This is a genomic window from Clostridium hydrogenum, from assembly GCF_021432385.1.
Classification (GTDB): domain Bacteria; phylum Bacillota; class Clostridia; order Clostridiales; family Clostridiaceae; genus Clostridium_S; species Clostridium_S hydrogenum.
In genome coordinates this window covers 2,036,022-2,056,474 of sequence record NZ_JAEACT010000002.1, presented here as the reverse complement: position 1 = coordinate 2,056,474, position 20,453 = coordinate 2,036,022, and the positions used below count along the sequence as shown (strand labels likewise).

The window sequence follows — 20,453 nt, the reverse complement described above, 5'->3', positions numbered from 1 at the left end:
GGCGTTTTAATGATTAAAATAAAGAAATTTGCAGTGTTTTTAGCTTTAATAGTAGTAATTTCAATTGTAATAATTTTAAGTTTAAAAAATCCAGATATTAGAGGCAGTGTTAATAAGCAAATAAATAAGATGGAAGGTAAGACTCTAAATAAGGACTTTAAAAGCAAAATTAAATCTGGAAATCTTTCTACAGATTATAAAATTGAACAAGTATTAGAAGACGTAGATAAATTTCATCTTAATACTGTAAATGTTCCGGTTGTTGTAGATATTAAGGATTTAAAATCAGATAAAATGACTGTGAATTATGAAAGTGAGCAGAAAGCAATAAAACTTATAAAAAAATTAAATAAAAAGGGTATAAATGTCCTTTTGGAACCTTACCCATGGATAGCAAATGGAACTTTATATGAAACTGAATGGAAACCTACAAGTATAAATAGTTTCTTTTGGAACTGGAAGACAGTAGTTCTTAAAAGACTAATTGATGATATAGCAGTGCCGTATCATGTTGATGCTTTAAATGTAGCTTCAAATTATGTGAATATGGAGTATGCGGACAACTATTGGTGTGATGTAATTGACTATGTTAGAAAATATTATAAGGGTCTTGTTACCTATAGAACCTCTTATTGGGTTACAGCTTCTTGGGATAAAAATACTCAAAAAGCTTATGAAAAAAAGCTTAATAATAAGTTGTTTTCAAAGGTGGATTTTATTAGTATTGCTGCATATTTTGAGCTTACAGACAAAGATAGGAATTCTGTGGAAAATTTAATGAATGCAATATCAAGTACTCAAATTTACTATAGAAATCAAAATGTTAAACAGGAAATTAAAAATTTTAATACAAAATGGAATAAACCAATATTCTTTGGTGAACTTGGCTTCCCAAGAGAAACAGGAGCTTCAATTCAGCCATGGAATCCTTCATTAACTAAAAAACTATATGTAAATGGAAAAGTAGAGGAAAGAAAAGAAGTAGTTGATGGACAAGAACAGGCAAATTGTTTTGAAGCCTATAGAAGAATGTTTGAAGGTGAAAAGTGGTTCTTAGGTTTCTCTATATTTGCTGTAGGTGAACACGGGAGTGATAAGATGTACTATCCAAGTAGTGAAAGTACTAAGGTTATCAATAAGTGGTACGCAAAACAGTAAAAATTAAACATTGCCAAATAAAGTGTAGTGCAAAATCAAATAACATGGGACAGGTACATTAAAAATGATGTGGTCTACGAGTATCTCGAAATCTTAAATAAAATTAATAAAACTAAGTGGCAAATTTTCTGAAAACTTAAGAACTTTCAATAACTCGCTGAGAGGAAGCTCAAACAATTGAAAGTTCTAAAGTTTTCAAAAAATTCCCCACTAAGTTTTATACAATTTTATTTAAAATATTTCTTCGACACTCGTATACCACATCATTTTTTTAACGCACCTGTCCCATGTTATCTTGATAGTTTCACTGCATCTTTATTTCTGTGCAATGTTTAAATAAATTTGTATTACAAAATTTACAGTTAAAAACTTCCTTAAACAAAAGTGTAGTACAAAAACTTATTATTTTGTTTAGTGCTAAAAAAACAGTCCATACAGCATTTTTAATGCCACGCATAAGGACATTGATATAAATATAGGCTTTACAAGTTTAGTGCCTTTTTTTAATGCCAAACGGGTGCCTAAATTAGCACCTATAATCATAGCTGTGGCTGTAATTATACCTATGCCGAAATATATCTGACCATGGATTGCAAATAAAATTAAAGCAGTTATATTGCTTGTTAAATTTAGTATTTTTGAATTTCCACTTGCATTTATATAGTCAAAACCATAGATTTTTATAAATCCAAATATTAAAAAGGAGCCTGTACCAGGACCGAAAAAACCATCATAAAAGCCTAAACAAAATGCTAACAACATTCCGCAAAGTATACTCTTCTTATTAAGTCCTTTAAAATTATCTTCAATTCCTAATTTCTTTGAAAATAAACTGTAAATGCCTACGAATAAAATAAGAAAAAGAACTATTACCTTTATTATATTTTGATCAATTTTAAGTACAGTATAAACGCCTAAAGCCGCGCCAATAAAGGAAAATGGTATAAGGTATTTTAAAAGCTTTAAGGTTACTTTGCCATTTTTATAATAAGTAAAGCTGCTCACAGTAGTTCCAGAGGTTGAGGAAAATTTATTTGTACCTAAAGCTATATGCGAGGGTATTCCACATAGTATAAAGGCGGGTAAACTTATGAGCCCTCCGCCACCAGCGATAGAATCAACTGCTGCAGCTAGTAAGCATGCAACAAAAAGAAATAAAATAACTGTAAGGGATATTTTTGTATGGTTTAAAGATAACAAATTGATAAAGTAATTCAACTATAGTCCCCCTAATTAGTTAGAAGCTAATGCAAAGAAGCATCACGTAAGCTTACTAATTATTTTTTCCTTAAGTATTTTCTTAAAAGATTATGATTTAATATATCGTCAGAGTACTGAAGATTTGATAGTACTTGCGATTTTTTTGCTTTTAAATCTTTAGTTTCACTGATTTGTTTTCCAGATTTAATATCGTAATAGGTATTGGTCCAGGATACGTAAAAAGTAGTTCCGTCTGTAAATGAACCATTTCTAAATATTATAGGTTTATTTGAGGTATTGAATAAATCATTTCCAAGCATATAGTTTTTAGGTAAATTAAACATGTTTGCAACTGTTGGATATACATCAATTTGTCCTGAATATTTATGATTTACGCCCTTGTAGGCATCCTTTGGAAAATGTATAAACATTGGAACCTTTTGAAGTTCATACCAATCTAAATCAGTAGGATTATTTATATGTTCAAAGCTGTAAAGTTCGTTTATGTGGTCCTTTGGTATTGCATAATGATCTCCATAAAGCACAACAATAGAGTTATCAAGCATTCCGTTTTTCTCAAGTTTGTCAAGAAACGTACCAAGCTGTGCATCGGCATAATGAATTCCTTTTAAATAGTTACCAGTAAGAGTTCCTTCTAAATCACCAACGTTGAAATCACCATAACCTTTCACATCATCATATGGATAATGGCTGCTTAAAGTTATTAAAAAAGAAAAATATGGCTGGGAGAACTTTTGCATTTTTTCCATTGCTTGATTTAAAAAGGATTTATCACTCAAACCAAGACCAACAGTTTCATTTATTTTATAGGATTTTTCACCGTAAAAGTCATCAAATTTTTCAGCTTTATACATAACATTTCTATTCCAAAAACTTTCTCTATAACCATGAAGTGCTGCGGTATAGTAATTTTTATCGTCAAATTCCTTAGCCATTGAACTATAAGTATTTCCAGCGTATAAATTATAAGCAGCACCTGAAGCAGCAGGATAAAGAGAATTATTTGTTAAAAATTCTGCATCGGAAGTGTTGCCAGCAGCTACCTGGTAAAAGAAATTATCAAAATACAAGGATTTATTAACCCATCTATTTAGATTTGGGGTAATTTCTTGTCCATCAACCTTTGCATTAATTACAAATTGCTGAAGTGCCTCAACTTGAATCATTATTAGATTTTTACCTTTTCCTATACCAGCCATATTTTGGGTAGATAAATTTGTATTTCTAGCAAGGGAGGTTTGAATGCTTTTTTGCTCATCATTTGGCAGCATTTTAAAACTTTTTAACTTGGTTGCAGCAGCATTGTAGATATCAAGTGCATGGTAATCTAAATTACCTAAAAATCTAGAAATATATACGCGGTTATACATTGTAGTTAAAAGTCCCGGCTGATCAATTGACATCTTATACATTTGGTAGCCGTCTACATAAATGCTTACGGCCAAAACTACTGCAAATAAGGCAAATCTTTTAATAAAAGATAATTGATTCCTTTTGTGTTTTTTGTACAGCATAAATAAAGGGATAAAAATTAAAACATCAAGCAAATATGTAAAGTCTTTTAATTTTATCAAATCAGAAACACTTGATTTTACTCCACCAAGCATTACACCATTTCTTATAACGCCTATGGAAATAAGATCTTTAAAATATCTATAGTAAACCATATCAGCTATTATGAAGAGACTTATTACAATATCAAATATGTAAAGAAATGTTGTTCTAGCCTTGTTTTTAAATAAAAAGGAAATTGCAATAATACATACAATAGAGGCAACAAGAGGTTTGATAACAAGCTTATATTTGAAAGGATAAGGTGATAAATATTCATCAAAGTTTAAAAGCTTTACAGTTGCTAATATTAAAAATAATATTATATCTATATTGTTAAGAAAAAAATTTTTTATAAACAAGAGAAAACCTTTAAAATTAAATTTAGAAAAAAAATTAGAAAAACGATTATTCATAATGAGCCCCCAAAACATAAGATTATAAGGAGTATTGGATATATCTTTGTTAAAAAACAGAATCAATATATCAAAATACCCGATTCTCATAATTATAGATAAATTTAGACACATTTTCAAGTTTAAATATAAAGTAAATTATTTATTAACAGTATTTACATACAAGGCTCATTAGTGCATAATAGGTATGTGTCATTATATTTTATTATACGTGGGAGGAATAATAATGTCAGAAGAAAATAATAAAAATTTAGAAGAAAAAGTTGACGATAAAGCGTTGGAATCAAAAGAAGTTGAGCAAAATATAGAAGTAGCAAGTGATAAAATTCCATTTGTTAGAGTATTCTCTTCAGTATTAATAGATGAAGTTATTACTTTAGCAATATCAGGAATACTTCTTTTATTAGTTGGCTTTATACTTAAAAATGTATTTTACAGTTATGTAACTAATCCTTTAGGCATGTATTTCATTATTTATGCTGTAGTTACTGTATTATACAATCTTATAATGCTAAGTTTAAAGAAAAGTGCTACATTTGGAAACAAATTTTCAGAACTTAAATTATCAAAAATAAAATAGTTCAGAGGTAATTATATAATGAGAAGAAATGAAATAAGAGATTTTTTAATTGATGATATAGAATTTCCAGCACAGGGAACGACACAGTTCAATGATAGAAAAATATATATTAAAGGTGCTGTGCCTGGCCAAAAAGTTAAAGCAAAAATTACTAAAGTAAGAAAAGAATATGCTGAGGCTAAACTTCTCGAAGTTCTAGAAAATATAGCTGATGCTATAGAACCCGTTTGCCCAAGATTTGGTCTTTGCGGTGGCTGCATATATCAATTTTTAACCTATGAAAAGGAACTTCAGCTTAAAGAAAAGCAAGTTTTGGATTTATTTAAAAATGCTGAAATAAGCGGCTTTAACTATGAAGGAATATTAAGCAGTCCAGAAGAATACGAATACAGAAATAAAATGGAATATACCTTTGGTGATATGGAGAAGGGGGGAGAACTAACCCTTGGTCTTCATGCAAAAAACAATGGATTTTCTATAGTTAGTGCTGATACTTGCAGACTTGTAGATGAGGATTTCAGACTTATTTTAAGCACTGTTTTAGAATATTTTAGAGAAAAAAATCTGCCTTACTATAGAGTTATGAAGCATGAAGGTTATTTAAGAAATCTCCTTGTAAGAAAGTCAAAAAACACTGGTGAGATATTAATAGGTATAGTTACTACAACACAAGAAGATTTTAATATGGAGGAAATCACAGAAAAATTGAAAGCTTTAACTTATAAAGGAACGCTTAAGGGAATTCTCCATATTATAAATAATGGTCTTGCAGACATGGTACGTGCAGATGAAATTCGTGTTTTGTTTGGTCAAGATTACATATATGAAAATATTTTAGGCTTAAAATTTAAAATTTCACCTTTTTCTTTCTTTCAAACAAACTCAAAGGGTGCAGAAAAGCTCTACAGCACCGCACTTGAGTTCCTAGGTGATGCCTCAAACAAGACTGTATTTGACCTTTACTGTGGCACAGGAACCATAGGTCAGCTTGTTTCAAGCAAAGCAAAGAAGGTTATAGGTATTGAACTGGTTGAAGAGGCTGTAGCAGCAGCTAAGGAAAATGCAGGATTAAACGGTATAACAAACTGCACTTTCATAGCAGGTGATGTTGCAAAGGTCATAACAGAACTTACAGACAAACCAGACGCCATCATCCTAGATCCACCAAGACCAGGAGTCCACCCAGAGGCTATGAAGTATGTAATAAAATTCAATGCTCCTGACATAGTTTATGTTTCTTGCAATCCTAAAACCCTTGTGACGGATTTGAATGTCTTAGCTGCAGCGGGATACGTTGTGGAGAAGGTTAAGATTATGGATATGTTCCCGGGGACACCACATGTAGAAACTGTTGTTAAACTTTATAGAAAATAAGAAAGAAGAGTAATGCTTGAGGGCGGAATCGTAGGAAGAGTTAAAGAAATAAAATAGAATTTAAGTATTATAAGAAGCATTCAATCTTAGGGTTGGGTGCTTTTATTATGTCTAAAAGTCTTAATGTATTCAGTAAGGATGGTTGAATTTGCATAAAATATGGATTGTAAATACAATTACGTATGTAAATGGAATAGATGATGGATTTGATTCAAACAAATAATAATAAGGTAGAAAACTTCTATACAGATGGAGAATTAAATAAATATTTTTGCGATAATTCAAAAAAATATCAAGATACAAATGTATTCCTTAGACTGGTTATGTTTGATCAGTTACGACAGAAATTTGGATTTGAAATTTTTAGGAATATGATGATTGAAGCAAGAAGTGCACCAAAGGCATCTTTGCCAACTACAGATGCGGAGAGATATGACTATATTGTATTAACAGCATCTAAAGTTACTGGGTGCAACTTAATACCATTCTTTGATAGATGGAAGTTTCCTTTCTCTGAAGATGCGCGTAATACGGTAAATGCAAATACTCAATACAAACAGATAGGTGATTTTACAAATATCGTTGGTGGTAATTCTTTTAATATGAATTAGCAATAGAAGATATTACTATGCTTATTAACTGTGGAATTGTATAATTAATATAATAAAATAAAGAAAGAAGAAGTGATGAAAATGTCATATTTGATTAAAGCTTTAGATAACTGTAAACTTGCCTTAAATAATAGATTAGTTTTTCCACCAATGGCAACTGGAAAATCAGATAACGGAAGGGTAAGTCAGGAAATACTAGATTATTATAATGAAAAATCTAAAGGTGGCTATATATCTTTAATTATTATAGAGCATAGCTACATAACACCTCAAGGTAGAGCAAGTAAAGGGCAGCTTTCTATAGCAGAGGATTGCAATATGGAAGGCTTGAAAAAATTAGCAGAGGTTATTCATAAAAATAATTCAAAAGCAATAATGCAAATTAATCACGCAGGAAGTGCAACAAACGTAGATATTACAGGGGGATATGAGAATGTAGGCCCTTCAGCTGTAATTAATCCACTAAAGAAGACTGATGTTCCAAAAGAACTTAATAAAGAAGAAATAAAAGAGATAATTGAAAATTTTAAAGCAGCAGCAAAGCGCGTAAAAGATGCAGGTTTTGATGGTGTAGAAATCCATTCTGCTCATTCATATCTTTTAAATCAATTTTATTCACCAATAACAAATAAGAGAACTGATGAATATGGAGGAGATGTATTAGACAGGATAAAAATTCATCTAGAAGTCATAAAAGCTGTAAAGGAAGCGGTAGGCAATGAATTTCCAGTTCTTCTTAGGCTTGGAGCTTGTGATTACATGGAAGGAGGAACAAAAATAGAAGATAGCAAAATAGCAGCCGTAGAATTCCAAAAAGCAGGAATAGATATATTAGATATATCAGGTGGATTATGCGGTTATACTGTTCCAGGTGGATCTAAAGAACAAGGATATTTTTCAGAAATTACAGAGGCCATTAAGGAAGTTGTCTCAATACCTGTTATATTAACTGGTGGAATAATAGATGCCAAGGCTGCTGAAGAGTTACTTTCTTCTGGTAAAGCTGATCTTGTAGGGGTAGGAAGAGCTGTATTTAGAGATTCAATGTGGGCAAAAAATGCAATTGAAAGCTTAAGGGATTTTTGAAGAGGTTGTGCAAAGAAGCCTTACAAATTTAGAGGTTCATACAAGTGGCGTCAAAGTAATGCTTGAGTTGGAAATTGCATGCAGAGTTAAAGAAATAAAATAATATTTAGGTATAATAAAAGGCATTCAATCTTGGGGTTGAGTGCCTTTTATTAAGGTCAATTTGTCTCATTGCCCGATGAAAAATATTCATGGCAACTTTGGACCTGTTGTTTATTTTAATGTGCCTAAATTATCGTGATAAATATCCATTATATTCACTTGTATGAAGAAGCTTTTTGGCATTTTCTATTCTCTCTTTAGTAGGAGGGTCAACACCCTTTAAAGGATAATCAATACCAAGCTGTTCCCATTTGAAAGTTCCAAGAGTATGATATGGAAGCACTTCGACACGATCTACATTTTTCAAAGTCCTTATAAATTCATGGAGCTTTGTAAGCTGCTCATCATTATCACTTCCACCTGGTACAAGTACATGACGAATCCATACAGGTTTATTAATTTCCGATAAATATCTTGCCATATCAAGAATATTTGCATTACTATGTCCTGTGAGTATTTTATGCTCAGCTTCATTAATCTGTTTAATATCCAGCATTACAAGATCTGTTACTTTCATAAGCTCATTAAATTTACTAAAGAAAGGTTCCTCCCTTGTAAATGGATTTCCAGAAGTATCAAGCGTGACATGAACGCCTTTTGCTTTAGCTTTTGTAAAGAATTCAATTAGAAAATCAATTTGAAGGAGGGGCTCACCACCACTTACGGTGATTCCGCCTCCCTTTTTCCAATAAGGTTTGTATTTAAGAGCTTGAGACAAAAGTTCATCTGCAGTTTTTATTTCACCGCCATCCATATCCCATGTATCTGGGTTATGGCAAAACTGACATCTCATATAACAGCCCTTTAAAAAAATAACAAAACGAAGTCCTGGTCCATCAACAGATCCAAAACTCTCTATTGAATGGATCTTTCCAATATTTTTATCCATATTATATTCTTTCATGGCATGTTCTAGAGATAACATCAAGTTGTTGTTCTCTTGTTAAATCTATAAATTTAACTGCATAACCTGATACACGGATAGTGAAGTTAGCATATTCTTCTTTTTCAGGATGTTCCATAGCGTCTTTTAATTTTTCGACACCGAACACATTAACATTTAAATGATGTGCTCCTTGGTCAAAGTAACCATCTAATACTTGTACAAGCTTATCAACTTGTTCATTTTCATCATGTCCTAATGCAGATGGATTAATTGTTTGTGTATTCGAAATACCATCTAAAGCCCATTCATAAGGAAGCTTAGCTATAGAATTTAATGAAGCAAGTAATCCATTTTTCTCTGCTCCATAAGATGGGCTAGCTCCTGGTGAAAGTGGAGTCCAAGCTTCACGTCCATCTGGCATATTACCTGTATACTTACCATATACTACATTTGATGTAATAGTAAGGATTGATGTAGTTGGTTCAGAATTTCTGTATGTGTGTCTTTTCTTAATTTTGTCAAGGAATGACTTAAGGACATATAAGCCAATTTCATCAGCTCTTTCATCATCATTACCGTATTTTGGAAAATCTCCTTCGATTTTATAATCTACTACAAGACCAGTTTCATTACGTATTGTTTTTACTTTTGCATATTTAATTGCAGAAAGTGAATCAATTACATGTGAGAAACCAGCAATACCAGTTGCAAATGTACGTCTTACGTCTGTATCAATAAGAGCCATTTCTGCTGCTTCATAATAGTATTTATCATGCATATATTGAATAAGATTTAATATATTTACATAAAGACCTGCTAACCAGTCACTCATTCTTTCATATTTTTGAATTACTTCATCATAATCAAGGTATTCTGATGTAATCCCCTTGTATTCAGGACCAACTTGTTTACCTGATTTTTCATCAACACCACCATTGATTGCATAAAGTAAACATTTAGCAAGGTTCGCTCTAGCTCCAAAGAACTGCATTTCCTTACCAGTTTGAGTAGCAGATACACAACAGCATATTGAATAATCGTCTCCCCATTCTGGTTTCATAACATCATCATTTTCATATTGTATAGAGCTTGTTTTTACTGAAATCTTTGCTGCATACTCTTTAAAGTTTTCAGGAAGGGCAGAAGAGTAAAATACAGTAAGGTTTGGTTCTGGTGAAGGCCCCATGTTTTCTAATGTGTGGAGAAAACGATAATCATTTTTTGTTACCATGTGGCGTCCATCAACCCCTATACCACCTAATCCAATAGTAACCCATGAAGGATCTCCTGAAAATAATTCATTGTAAGAAGTTATTCTGGCATATTTAACCATTCTGCATTTCATTGTCAAATGGTCGATTAATTCCTGAGCTTCTTCTTCAGTAAGAACACCGTTATCAAGATCTCTTTGAATATAAATATCAAGGAAAGTAGACACACGACCTATTGACATAGCCGCACCATTTTGTGTTTTTATTGCTGCAAGATATCCAAAGTATAACCATTGAATTGCTTCTTTGGCATTCTTTGCTGGTTTTGAAATATCATAGCCATAGCTTTCAGCCATTTTTTTCATATCAGCAAGTGCTCTATGCTGTTCTGTAAGTTCCTCTCTTAGACGAATAACATCATCTGTCATAGTTCCATCGCCGCAGTTATCAAGGTCTTTTGCCTTTTCTTCCATAAGGAAATCAATACCATAAAGCGCAACTCTTCTGTAATCGCCTATGATACGTCCACGTCCATAAGTATCAGGAAGTCCTGTAACAATATGGCTGCTACGAGCTTTTCTCATTTCTGGTGTATAAGCATCGAATACTCCTTGATTATGTGTCTTATGGTACTCAGTAAATATCTTGTGTAATTCTGGATTTGGTTTATATCCATAGTTTTCGCAAGATTGTTCAGCCATTTTAATACCACCATATGGCATAAAAGCTCTCTTAAGAGGTTTGTCTGTTTGAAGACCTACAATTTTTTCGAGATCTTTTAAAGATTCATCAATATATCCAGGACCATAAGCTGTAAGTCCAGAAACAACTTCTGTTTCCATATCAAGAACTCCACCTTTAGATCTTTCTTCTTTTTGCAATTCTTGTAATCTGCCCCAAAGTTTATTTGTAGCATTCGTTGGATCTGCTAAGAAACTTTCATCACCATCATATGGTGTATAGTTTTTTTGAATGAAGTCTCTAACATTTATTTCTTCTTTCCATATTCTTCCTTCGAAACCAGACCATTGTTCATTTTCTAACATTTCAATTCCTCCTTGTGCATTTTATAATTTATATTACTAATTTGGTGCTATAGATAAACCATTTCAACTACCAAAATCAATTTGCATCATAATGCCAAGAAGACGGAATTTTGATACAAATTAATTTTGAAGTTTCAAGTGGTTTATTTTTAGTTAAACTTAATTTTCCTTATAAATTATACATGATTTAATATGATATTTATATAAAACATTAATTGAGATTAGTTCTCAAGTGAATCTTATATCATTCAATGAATATTGTCAATACTATATTTTATATTTTACTTTATACATAAAATAAGTACGTTGCGCTTGCAACATATTCATAAGATGTTAAAATAAAAATGAATCCTTTTAAGTGGAATAAATTTAGGAGGTATTGACTATGATAAGAGTTCGTTTCATATTTTAAAAAGCTTGGAATAGAAGTGATAGAATAATGTAATTATAGCAAAAATATTAACTAGAGAAGCGAGGAAGAAATCATGAATTATAAAGATAAAATAATTTCAGAAATTGCACGAGAAGAATGTAAAAAGGTTTCTGAAAGAGTAATTAAAATACTTCAAGGTATGCACAAAGAAATGGGATCAGGAGATGATACAATTCTTAAAAGTGTTTGGGAAGAAATATGTGTTCAGGTGCAAGGCGAACAATCTTTTACGTGGGAAGCATATTTGGAATGCATTAGAGAAATTGTAAGTGATGAATTGAAGTTATGCGGTGTTCAAATAAAACAAGCTATTTGGTTACAGACCCAAGAAGGAATTGACTGGGAATGTGATAATGAAGATGAAGAAGCAACAGTAGCGTATTTTGATGATGATATGATAGAATATTTATTGAATGATTACATTTTAACAAGTGCGGCTGATTGGACAAGCGATACAATAGAAAGATATTTGGAATCAAATTATTAGAAGAAGTTTAATATAGCTAACTTTTAATTGAAGATAGTGGAAAGTAAGCTATGAAAAAAATAAAGCCTTAAGGGCTTTTTTTATTTTAAGGTGATTTTAGAGCACTGCAATGGAAAAAAGCTTATATTTGATTCCATCAATTATATCATTGATGATGATAAGAAATTAATAAGGGTGATTAAATTAACAGAAGGTGGTTGTTTTCATTTTGGAAAATGCCATTTGTTGAGAAGCCGCTTGAAGATAAAATATTAAAAGATCATGTATGTATTTCTCATAATACTGCTAAGAAAAAGCAATTGGAGAATATCAAGAGTTTAACAAAAATCAAAAACTAGTAATAAAGAGGGGCATGTGTGTGGCATAATCCGTGAATTGAAATTACTGGAATCTTTACATTCTTACAGTGTCTAAATTAAGAATTCAGCTATTTTAATAATTTTATATACCTCAAATACCATATATGGCTGCATGTATGACAATTACGGAAATAATTAGAGCTATGGAAGTAGGTGTATAGGGAATGTTAATTGAAGGCGGGAAAACTGGAAATTATCAATTAATTACTGAAACAACAGCAAAGGCGCTTATTGAAAAGGTAAAAAATGTTAGGTGACAAAAATATGGGTGGAAGGCAGATTTAAGAAGGCTTATAGCCTATGAATTAATGTTAAGCCACCAGACTGGAAAAGATGTGTTTAAAGATGTTGTTTATTCAGGCAGCATAAAAATCTAGCAAATATTTTAAAAACGGGTAAGGTAAGTTAAACTAGATGAAAGTACAAAACTATATGTAAACTTATACAAATATTTTGTGTATCATCATTATAATTAACCCTAATGTATAATTTTTTATTGAATATTTTAAATGAATGTTATATAATTCTAACATAAGTTATATATTTATAACTTATGTTAGAATTATATAACAGGAGGTAATAGTATGTATAAAGCTATAAGTTTAAATACAAAAGAATTGTTGGAGAGTGGAATTGTTGGTGTGTGTTGGGTTATATTTGGATTTATACAGATTTTTAAATTTAACGATACTATTATTATAGCATCAGAGTTTGTTTTAGTAATAGCTTCGATTTTTGCATTTATTCCATATTTAATAAAAACTGAAGTGGAAGATGAAATGGCGAAACGTAATGAGGATAGAGCGAGGGCTGCTACTTATATTTATCTTAACTTATTTATTACGATTTGTATGTTAATATCTATCTTAAAAGGTGGCTGGACAGTAAATTTAAAACTAATTATACCTTTTTTAATAGGCGGAATATATATTGTAAAATATATATTCTTTGCGTACTATGAGAAAGTTGGTGATTAATTTTGCCAATATTAAAAACAAAAATTCACGATTTTCGCAGGAAATTAAATATGAAACAAGAAGAGCTAGCAAAGTTGGTAGGGGTAAGAAGGGAAACCATAGTTCATTTGGAGAATGAACGATACAATCCATCACTAAAATTAGCCATGGATATTGCTAAGGTATTTGGAAAGTCTGTGGAAGAAGTTTTTGAATTTGTAGATGATGAGGATGATATATAGATGATGGTAAAGGAATATGATTGTCTTTAATTATGAAAAAATTTAAAATGATGCAGTTTATGAATAAAATAATATTTAGGTGTAATGAAGGCATTCAATCTTGGGGTTGGATGTCTTTTATTATGCTTTAGCTTAGTAACCTCATTTAAGAGGAACCGATATATAAGTGTAGAGAGTCATATTGTAATTGCTTACAAGTACGAATATAATATAGCTAATTAGTTTTCAATTAAGATATAATTCATGTAGAAAAGATTAAAAGTGACAGCAAACCTTTTGAGATGATGAAGCTGACAAGATTTAATGAAGGAGATCGTATTGGTACTAGCATGGATATGGCTTGGAAGGAATATGCCTTTGCAAATAAATTTTTAAGCGTAAAAGATTTAGAAAAAGTAAGGGAGGAATTGAGAATGACTGAACTTGGTAAAAGCTTAATAAATGAAGGAAAAGATGAAGGAAAAAAAGAAAAAACTATAGAGATAGTCAAGAAAGCAATAGAAAAGGGCATGGATAATGAAACGATAAAGGAATTAATGGATTTGGATATTGATAAAATTGAATTGATAAGAAAAGTTTTAAAGTAAGATAATTTTGCTAGGAGAAAATATTATGGATAAAACAAATAATGAAAAAAGTTTGTAGGAACAATTTTTAGAATACTCTTATTATGATTTAAAGGAATTATTTAAAAAAGCAAAAACAAAGGAGGAACAAGATTTTTATATTAAATTAGCAGATATGGTATTACAAAGAGAACAACAAAAAGTAATAAATAAGTAATAGATGTTTGTACAATATATTTTATAGAATATTTAATGTGGTTTTAAGATAAAACTAGCTTATCGTGGGTATAGTAAGCTAGTTCTTTTATTATTCCAAATTAAGAAGATATATAGAGGTTAGTGCAAGTATAGATGTTTTAAAACTAAAATAGATAGCTGGTAAGTAGTATACAAACTAGAAAAAAGAATTAATTTTGTGATGAATAATGAAGAATTCATGATGTAACCATAATAAGTAAAATACTAATAAGGTTTAATAATAAAAAAAATAATTTACGAGATTTTGGATATGTATAAATTATATGGAACTAATTGGTTTTATATAGTATAATATAGAATATAATGTAAGTGCTTTTATTATGTAAAAGAACTTTAGAAAAATTGAGAAATATTTAATATAAAGAATTAAGATAATACATTATAGCTTAAACAACTATAAGAAAATCTATATATGCAAAAATATATGAAGAAGAAAAGCGTATTAATAGCATAATACAAAGTTTATTAAATACCTATATATATTGAGTGTGATTTAAAATTAAAAATAATTATGAAACAAGAAAGATAAAAATGAAATCGAAAAAGCAAAATATTGTGTCACCAAGAATAAAAATAAAAGAGATAATGCTCAAATGTAGATTAGTTTATAATTATATTGAAAATCAATAAAGGAACATAAATTAAAGTGTAATGGCGAAAAAGTGAATAATATATTAAATAAAAACTTTTATGATAGAGATAATCTGGAGTTAGTTGTAAGTGAATTTATATATGTAAGTGTTGCTAAAAAGAAATGACCAAAAGGTATTATTGAATATATTTTCATGAATTTATGTTGAACTTAAAACTGGATTTAATAATGCTGTAAAGATTGAATTTTAATAAAAAATATTTAAATATAATATGGAGAGAATAATGACAATAAAAACAATTGAAGATTACATAAGAGAAGTGTATTCATGTATGAAAAAATTAAAGGAAAGATTCCCACATGAAGAGTTAATATTTGGATACCGTGGAGAAGCAAAAGACTATGAAAAAACAAAAATGATGCCAACATTATTTAGGGATAATAACGCTAAAGATATAAGTAGTATTGAAAATAGGGTGCTAGAATCAATAATAGATAATGGAATTAGTGAACAAAATAATAATTTACTTGATAAAACAATTGATATTCAACATTATATTGCGTATAGCCGTTTATTGGATATCTCATTTAATTCCCTTGTAGGATTATATTTTTCAGTGGAGAATGAAAATAAAGAGTTTGATTCATATGTTTATATAATTGGAATTCCCAAAAAATATGTTTTTTCACCAAGTTCACAATATTTAAAAAGTAATTTTGAGGATATTTTATCTGGGAAAGGTAATATTGTTGAAGATAATTTCAAATTAATTTTATCAAGTAAAAAAAATGAACGTATTATTGCGCAAGATGGAGGATTTATATTGTTTCCAGGCTCAAGATTCCATCCGATTCCGAATCTTTATTATGAGGAAATTACAATTTGTAAACATAGAAAAAAGGATATAATTAAAAATCTGAATGTTTTATTTAATATTAATCAAAGTAAAATATATCCAGAAAAAAGTTACAGAAAAGGGAAAATTGACATAGACGTTAATAATAGATTATTGCATACAAATTATTCTATTGAGACGGAGGTAGATTTATTTGGATATAGATTAATTTCAGAGTTAAAGTGTTATAAAAAATGTACCAAGGAAGATAGTGGTTTGAAGTTTGAAAGATATAAAAGAGTGTATAGAAGTGAATTTAAAAATATATTAATTAAATACATTAAGGATAAAGATAAAAAGAAATATGAAGAAAAATTAAATCAGTATTTGATTCAGGAGAAGTTTATATGATTGATAATAAAATGATAGAAATTATAAAGAAAACTATTCACATTGAAGATGTAAATACATTGGAAGAAAAAGAATTGAAGAATGAATTATATCAGTTGTCTTATGAAGGAAATGATTATATTGTTTATATTTCAAACGAAGATAATAAGTTGGACGAGCTGATTGAATATTATGAAAATAACATAAATACTATATTTATATTAATATATAAAAATTTGTATGAGTTTAAAGCGGACAAACCTCAAAATAGTAATATAAAAAAAGTAAACACTATAAAAAATAATGCTATAGTAGTTTATGATACAGAAAAGAAATTTGATATTGAAGTTAAGGGTATAGGAGAAAATTATCTTGAGTTTTCAGAGAATCCTAATATTGAAGCAAGAATTTATAATATAAAGCTTTATGATTTACATAAACTCTACATAAGTGAGGGGGATAATTTATTTAAAGAAAATGTAAGAAAAGGCATTAGTGCTAAACAAAAAGAAAAAGTTATATTAAGTAATGCTTTTAAAAATTATTTTTTATCAAGTGTTTTGAATAATTTGACAGAGGATGAACAAAGTAAGTTTTCAGATGATTTGAAATCAACTTGGCAGTCATGGATTAGTAATAAAATAGATATTGATTATGATGAAGTGAAACAAAAAAATACACCAAATTCTTTTTGGTATAAACATAATGGTATTAGTATTGTGTGTAATCAAGCTGACGCAATAAAATTCGAAAAAAATAGGATTTCAGGATATAGTGATAAAGTTCAAGTTGTAAATGGAGCACAAACAATATCTACATGGAGTGATATTTTTTATGAAATGGAAACGTTAGAAAAAAGCTCCCCCGAATTATATCGGTTTATGAAAAATACATTTAAAAAGACCATAAATCAAATGTTTGTAAAAGTTTCTTTTATGATTATAAATGAAGCAAATGGGATGTCTGCATCGGATATTATAAATGAGATTACAGTAGGATTAAATACGCAAGTTCCAGTTACTAATGTAGAAGTCTTTATGAAAGAAGATAGAGAATTTAATAAATTAAATAATATTATTTGGGATGAGTATAAAATTAGAATTGGAAGAGCAGGGGAAAATTTTGACTATAAACAAATTTTTTCACTTAAGGATATAGTACAGGGATGGTTGATATATGAAGGACAGCCAGGAAAGGCAAGAAATTTAGATAAAGATTCTGTGACAAGTGTTAAAACAATAAAAGAGTTAAAAGAATTTTTTTCAGATAAACAAAAAGGAAATCGATTTGTGCAATTTCTTAGATTCCAAGAAGAAATAGATAGATGGTGGAGAAGTAGAGCTAAGATAAATAAGAATGATATAAATGAACAAATAAAACAAAAAATAGATATAGATTCATTTGTATCAGTTGTTAGCTCTAACGGCCTTAATCATTTTAAAGCTTTTATTATTAATAAAGAAATTGATAAGGTATTAATAAAGGATGAAGGGGATATTATTGAGGAATTAAATTCTTCATACAAGAAATTTCTTTTATATTTTAAGAAAAATATTATAGATGATGATAAATTATCTGAGGAATTTAAACCGTATAGTAGTAATATGTTTAAAGGTAATGACAAAAAAATTTTTGATAATTTAATCAAAGAAAGTGATATATCAGAAATAATACAAAAACACAATAATATTGATGTTGAAAAACTGACCGATGATTACAAAAACTATTCTAAAAATCTAAATATAAAAGCAAATAATTATATGTTTATAGATGAATGGCTAAATGCAGAAAAAATTAATTTAACCAATATTAGAACGATTCCTTATTATGATGAAAAGGTAAGAGAGGCTTTTCCATTAAAAAGTAGTACTTTTATGGAAATAGCAGAAGCTGTTAATGGAGAGAAAAAAATCTCGTTTGAAGATAGTGAGTTTTACAAAGAAATATGTACGGAATTCAATATTTTTATTTTTTCAAAATTAAGAGTGGGATATATGAAAACGGATTTTAAGGAATATGAAGAGGATGCGAAAAAGGTTTTTAATCAAGTTGTAGAGGCATTTAAAACAGGAGATAAAAATCTTCTGAAAAAAGAATCAGATGATAGCAGTTTCCATATACGACCAAAAGCGAGAGATTCTTCAGATGTTATACAATTTACAGAAAGCGAATACATGACCAAACAAACATTTTGGGTTAATAAAAAGACCTTAAAAGAATTAATTCGTAATAAAGCAAGTTTTCCACATAAGAAACAAGATATTTAATCCTCTAAATCAACTTGTACAATTACAAATATATTATTTATAATATATTTGTAATTGTAGGTAACCCATGAAATGAAAAATTTATTCAAAAGAATTAAAATAACAAATATTAAGAAAAGTGCAAGAAGAAGGAATGCTTCATTAGCATCAAGAAAACACGGAATATATAAGTTCACAATATTTATGTATATAAAATAAGCTGATAATAAAAAAGAAATTAATATTAAACCAGGAAGAAAAGTTTTAGTTGAAATTAAATATTAAATTGAAAATTAAATAACGGAGTTTACAAAATAAAATAATAGACTAAAAAAGACAGATTAATGTGTAAAAGCCGCTGAAGAGATGATTCTTGATATTGAAATAGGAGAGAATAATATTGATGAATTATAATGATGAATATGATAATGCAGATCCGATTTCTATTGAAAAATATGCAAAAAAAATGATTGGACAATCATTTCAAGAAATAATAGATAAATATGAAAAAGAACATGCAATGATAATACGTGAAAGTTTTGGTTGTGGAAAACAAGAGGCACATGAAAATAAAAAGAATAAGGGGAATCTAGGGCAGATAGTGGAAGAAAAATTTTTTCATTATGCCTGTAATAGTGATTCCAGACCCGATTTTCCAGAAGCTGGAGTGGAATTAAAAGTAACGCCGTATAAGATTAATTCAAAGGGTAAAAAAGTGGCAAAAGAACGTTTGATATTGACAATGATAGATTATTTTAATGTTGTAAATGAGACGTTTGAGACAGGACATCTGTGGAATAAGGCAAAATTAATATTATTGGTTTACTATCTGTATAAAAAAGAAGTTAAATTTAGGGTTGATTATCAGATACATTATGCAAAGTTATTTACACCACCTGAGCAAGATAAAAAAATTATAAAACATGATTTTGAAGTGATTGTTGGAAAAATACGAGCAGGTAAAGCTCATGAATTGTCCGAAGGAGATACTTTGTATTTGGGTGCGGCAACAAAAGCAGTGAAATCTACAGATAGGAGAAAACAACCATATAGTGATGAACTAGCTAAACCAAGAGCATTTTCATTTAAGAACTCGTATATGACATATGTTTTGAATCATTATATTATTTCAGGGAAGAATACATATGAACCTATCATCAAGGATAAGAATGTTGATTCGTTTGAAGATTATGTAACAGAAAAGATAAATGAATATAGAGAATATACAGTTAAAGAATTGTGTGAAAAATTTGAAATAAATATTGATAAAAAGCCTAAAAGTTTGGAAGCAATTCTCGCTTATAGAATTCTTGGAATTAAAGGAAATCATGCAGAAGAATTTGAAAAAGCTAATGTTGTAGTAAAAACGATTCGAATTGAAAAAAATAACAAAATCAAGGAAAGTATGTCTTTTCCAACGTTTAAATTTAAAGAATTAGTGCAAGAAGAATGGGAAGATTCTGCCTTTGGAAATTATCTGCAACAGACCCGATTTATGTTCGTTGTATATAAATTTAATGATAATAATGAACTAGTGCTGAAAGGGTGTCAATTTTGGAATATTCCTTATAGTGATTTGCACAATGAAGTTTATAAAGTGTGGAAAAGAACAAAAGATGTATTACAAGATGGGCTTCAAATCACCGAAAAGAATGGAAAGAATTATAGTAATTTGCCAAGTTCGTCAGAAAATCCAGTATGCCATGTAAGACCTCATGGGCGAAATGCAAAAGATACTTATGAATTACCTGATGGAAGATTATATCCTAAGCAATGCTTTTGGCTGAATAATTCTTATATTTTATCGCAGTTAAATAAAAGATTTTTGGAAAAATAATAGAAAGAT

At 29.4% G+C, this 20,453-nt stretch carries 16 protein-coding genes and 1 pseudogene; 13 read left to right on the top strand and 4 right to left on the bottom strand.

Features of this window, described 5'->3' with window-relative positions; translation table 11 throughout:
• The first annotated feature begins 12 nt into the window (after window positions 1–12).
• Complete coding sequence (locus CUEA01_RS09300; RefSeq protein WP_234122157.1) at window positions 13–1,158, top strand: glycoside hydrolase family 113; 1,146 nt, start codon at window positions 13–15, stop codon at window positions 1,156–1,158.
• A gap of 417 nt (window positions 1,159–1,575) precedes the next feature.
• Here the strand turns inward: CUEA01_RS09300 and CUEA01_RS09295 are convergent, their stop codons facing one another.
• Together CUEA01_RS09295 and CUEA01_RS09290 are read right to left on the bottom strand one after the other, a co-directional pair.
• Window positions 1,576–2,376 (bottom strand): TSUP family transporter, encoded by an 801-nt coding sequence (locus tag CUEA01_RS09295; RefSeq protein ID WP_234121363.1) that lies wholly within the window; start codon window positions 2,374–2,376, stop codon window positions 1,576–1,578.
• Window positions 2,377–2,435: 59 nt separating this feature from the next.
• On the bottom strand, window positions 2,436–4,346 hold the full coding sequence (locus tag CUEA01_RS09290) for an LTA synthase family protein (protein ID WP_234121362.1): 1,911 nt from the start codon (window positions 4,344–4,346) through the stop codon (window positions 2,436–2,438).
• Between the two features lie 226 nt (window positions 4,347–4,572).
• Between CUEA01_RS09290 and CUEA01_RS09285 the strand changes: the two genes are divergently transcribed.
• The 4 genes from CUEA01_RS09285 to CUEA01_RS09270 all read left to right on the top strand — a co-directional run bounded on the left by CUEA01_RS09285 (window position 4,573) and on the right by CUEA01_RS09270 (window position 7,997).
• Window positions 4,573–4,926: an RDD family protein gene (locus CUEA01_RS09285; protein ID WP_234121361.1), complete on the top strand. Its 354-nt coding sequence runs from the start codon at window positions 4,573–4,575 to the stop codon at window positions 4,924–4,926.
• An 18-nt stretch (window positions 4,927–4,944) separates the two neighbouring features.
• The gene (gene rlmD / locus CUEA01_RS09280) at window positions 4,945–6,300 is read left to right on the top strand and encodes a 23S rRNA (uracil(1939)-C(5))-methyltransferase RlmD (RefSeq protein ID WP_234121360.1); all 1,356 of its coding nucleotides are present in this window, start codon (window positions 4,945–4,947) and stop codon (window positions 6,298–6,300) included.
• A gap of 197 nt (window positions 6,301–6,497) precedes the next feature.
• Entirely contained in the window at window positions 6,498–6,911 is a 414-nt protein-coding gene (locus CUEA01_RS09275; protein ID WP_234121359.1) for a M60 family metallopeptidase, read from the top strand.
• 81 nt (window positions 6,912–6,992) lie between these two features.
• Window positions 6,993–7,997: an NADH:flavin oxidoreductase gene (locus CUEA01_RS09270; RefSeq protein WP_234121358.1), complete on the top strand. Its 1,005-nt coding sequence runs from the start codon at window positions 6,993–6,995 to the stop codon at window positions 7,995–7,997.
• A 232-nt stretch (window positions 7,998–8,229) separates the two neighbouring features.
• Here CUEA01_RS09270 and pflA read toward each other — a convergent pair whose 3' ends face one another.
• Together pflA and pflB are read right to left on the bottom strand one after the other, a co-directional pair.
• Entirely contained in the window at window positions 8,230–9,024 is a 795-nt protein-coding gene (gene pflA / locus CUEA01_RS09265; protein ID WP_234121357.1) for a pyruvate formate-lyase-activating protein, read from the bottom strand.
• Window positions 8,990–11,242: a formate C-acetyltransferase gene (gene pflB, locus CUEA01_RS09260; RefSeq protein WP_234121356.1), complete on the bottom strand. Its 2,253-nt coding sequence runs from the start codon at window positions 11,240–11,242 to the stop codon at window positions 8,990–8,992. The genes pflA and pflB overlap by 35 nt, the downstream gene beginning before the upstream one ends.
• A 485-nt stretch (window positions 11,243–11,727) precedes the next feature.
• Between pflB and CUEA01_RS09255 the strand changes: the two genes are divergently transcribed.
• From CUEA01_RS09255 to CUEA01_RS09225, 8 genes and pseudogenes are all read left to right on the top strand, one after another.
• Window positions 11,728–12,162, top strand: coding sequence for a hypothetical protein (locus CUEA01_RS09255; protein ID WP_234121355.1), 435 nt, complete (start codon window positions 11,728–11,730; stop codon window positions 12,160–12,162).
• Window positions 12,163–13,105: 943 nt separating this feature from the next.
• Window positions 13,106–13,498, top strand: coding sequence for a hypothetical protein (locus CUEA01_RS09250; RefSeq protein WP_234121354.1), 393 nt, complete (start codon window positions 13,106–13,108; stop codon window positions 13,496–13,498).
• Between the two features lie 2 nt (window positions 13,499–13,500).
• On the top strand, window positions 13,501–13,719 hold the full coding sequence (locus CUEA01_RS09245) for a helix-turn-helix transcriptional regulator (protein WP_234121353.1): 219 nt from the start codon (window positions 13,501–13,503) through the stop codon (window positions 13,717–13,719).
• 350 nt (window positions 13,720–14,069) lie between these two features.
• Window positions 14,070–14,306, top strand: a pseudogene (locus CUEA01_RS09240) (hypothetical protein); the annotation flags it as partial.
• A gap of 1,113 nt (window positions 14,307–15,419) precedes the next feature.
• Window positions 15,420–16,382, top strand: a complete 963-nt coding sequence (locus tag CUEA01_RS09235; protein ID WP_234121352.1) for an FRG domain-containing protein — start codon at window positions 15,420–15,422, stop codon at window positions 16,380–16,382.
• The gene (locus CUEA01_RS09230; RefSeq protein WP_234121351.1) at window positions 16,379–18,628 is read left to right on the top strand and encodes a hypothetical protein; all 2,250 of its coding nucleotides are present in this window, start codon (window positions 16,379–16,381) and stop codon (window positions 18,626–18,628) included. Before CUEA01_RS09235 ends, CUEA01_RS09230 begins: the two co-directional genes overlap by 4 nt.
• A gap of 72 nt (window positions 18,629–18,700) precedes the next feature.
• Window positions 18,701–18,826 carry a hypothetical protein gene (locus CUEA01_RS24910; RefSeq protein ID WP_268906149.1) on the top strand — a complete coding sequence of 42 codons (126 nt, stop codon included), beginning with the start codon at window positions 18,701–18,703 and terminating at the stop codon, window positions 18,824–18,826.
• Between the two features lie 184 nt (window positions 18,827–19,010).
• Window positions 19,011–20,444, top strand: a complete 1,434-nt coding sequence (locus CUEA01_RS09225) for a Sau3AI family type II restriction endonuclease (RefSeq protein ID WP_234122156.1) — start codon at window positions 19,011–19,013, stop codon at window positions 20,442–20,444.
• The last annotated feature ends 9 nt before the right edge of the window (window positions 20,445–20,453 follow it).

Coding starts and splice junctions, on each gene's coding strand:
- CUEA01_RS09290 (WP_234121362.1), bottom strand. CDS start 4,346: ATGAATAATCGTTTTTCTAATTTTTTTTCTAAATTTAATTTTAAAGGT.
- CUEA01_RS09285 (WP_234121361.1), top strand. CDS start 4,573: ATGTCAGAAGAAAATAATAAAAATTTAGAAGAAAAAGTTGACGATAAA.
- rlmD (WP_234121360.1), top strand. CDS start 4,945: ATGAGAAGAAATGAAATAAGAGATTTTTTAATTGATGATATAGAATTT.
- CUEA01_RS09275 (WP_234121359.1), top strand. CDS start 6,498: ATGATGGATTTGATTCAAACAAATAATAATAAGGTAGAAAACTTCTAT.
- CUEA01_RS09270 (WP_234121358.1), top strand. CDS start 6,993: ATGTCATATTTGATTAAAGCTTTAGATAACTGTAAACTTGCCTTAAAT.
- pflA (WP_234121357.1), bottom strand. CDS start 9,024: ATGTTATCTCTAGAACATGCCATGAAAGAATATAATATGGATAAAAAT.
- pflB (WP_234121356.1), bottom strand. CDS start 11,242: ATGTTAGAAAATGAACAATGGTCTGGTTTCGAAGGAAGAATATGGAAA.
- CUEA01_RS09255 (WP_234121355.1), top strand. CDS start 11,728: ATGAATTATAAAGATAAAATAATTTCAGAAATTGCACGAGAAGAATGT.
- CUEA01_RS09250 (WP_234121354.1), top strand. CDS start 13,106: ATGTATAAAGCTATAAGTTTAAATACAAAAGAATTGTTGGAGAGTGGA.
- CUEA01_RS09235 (WP_234121352.1), top strand. CDS start 15,420: ATGACAATAAAAACAATTGAAGATTACATAAGAGAAGTGTATTCATGT.
- CUEA01_RS09230 (WP_234121351.1), top strand. CDS start 16,379: ATGATTGATAATAAAATGATAGAAATTATAAAGAAAACTATTCACATT.
- CUEA01_RS24910 (WP_268906149.1), top strand. CDS start 18,701: ATGAAAAATTTATTCAAAAGAATTAAAATAACAAATATTAAGAAAAGT.
- CUEA01_RS09225 (WP_234122156.1), top strand. CDS start 19,011: ATGAATTATAATGATGAATATGATAATGCAGATCCGATTTCTATTGAA.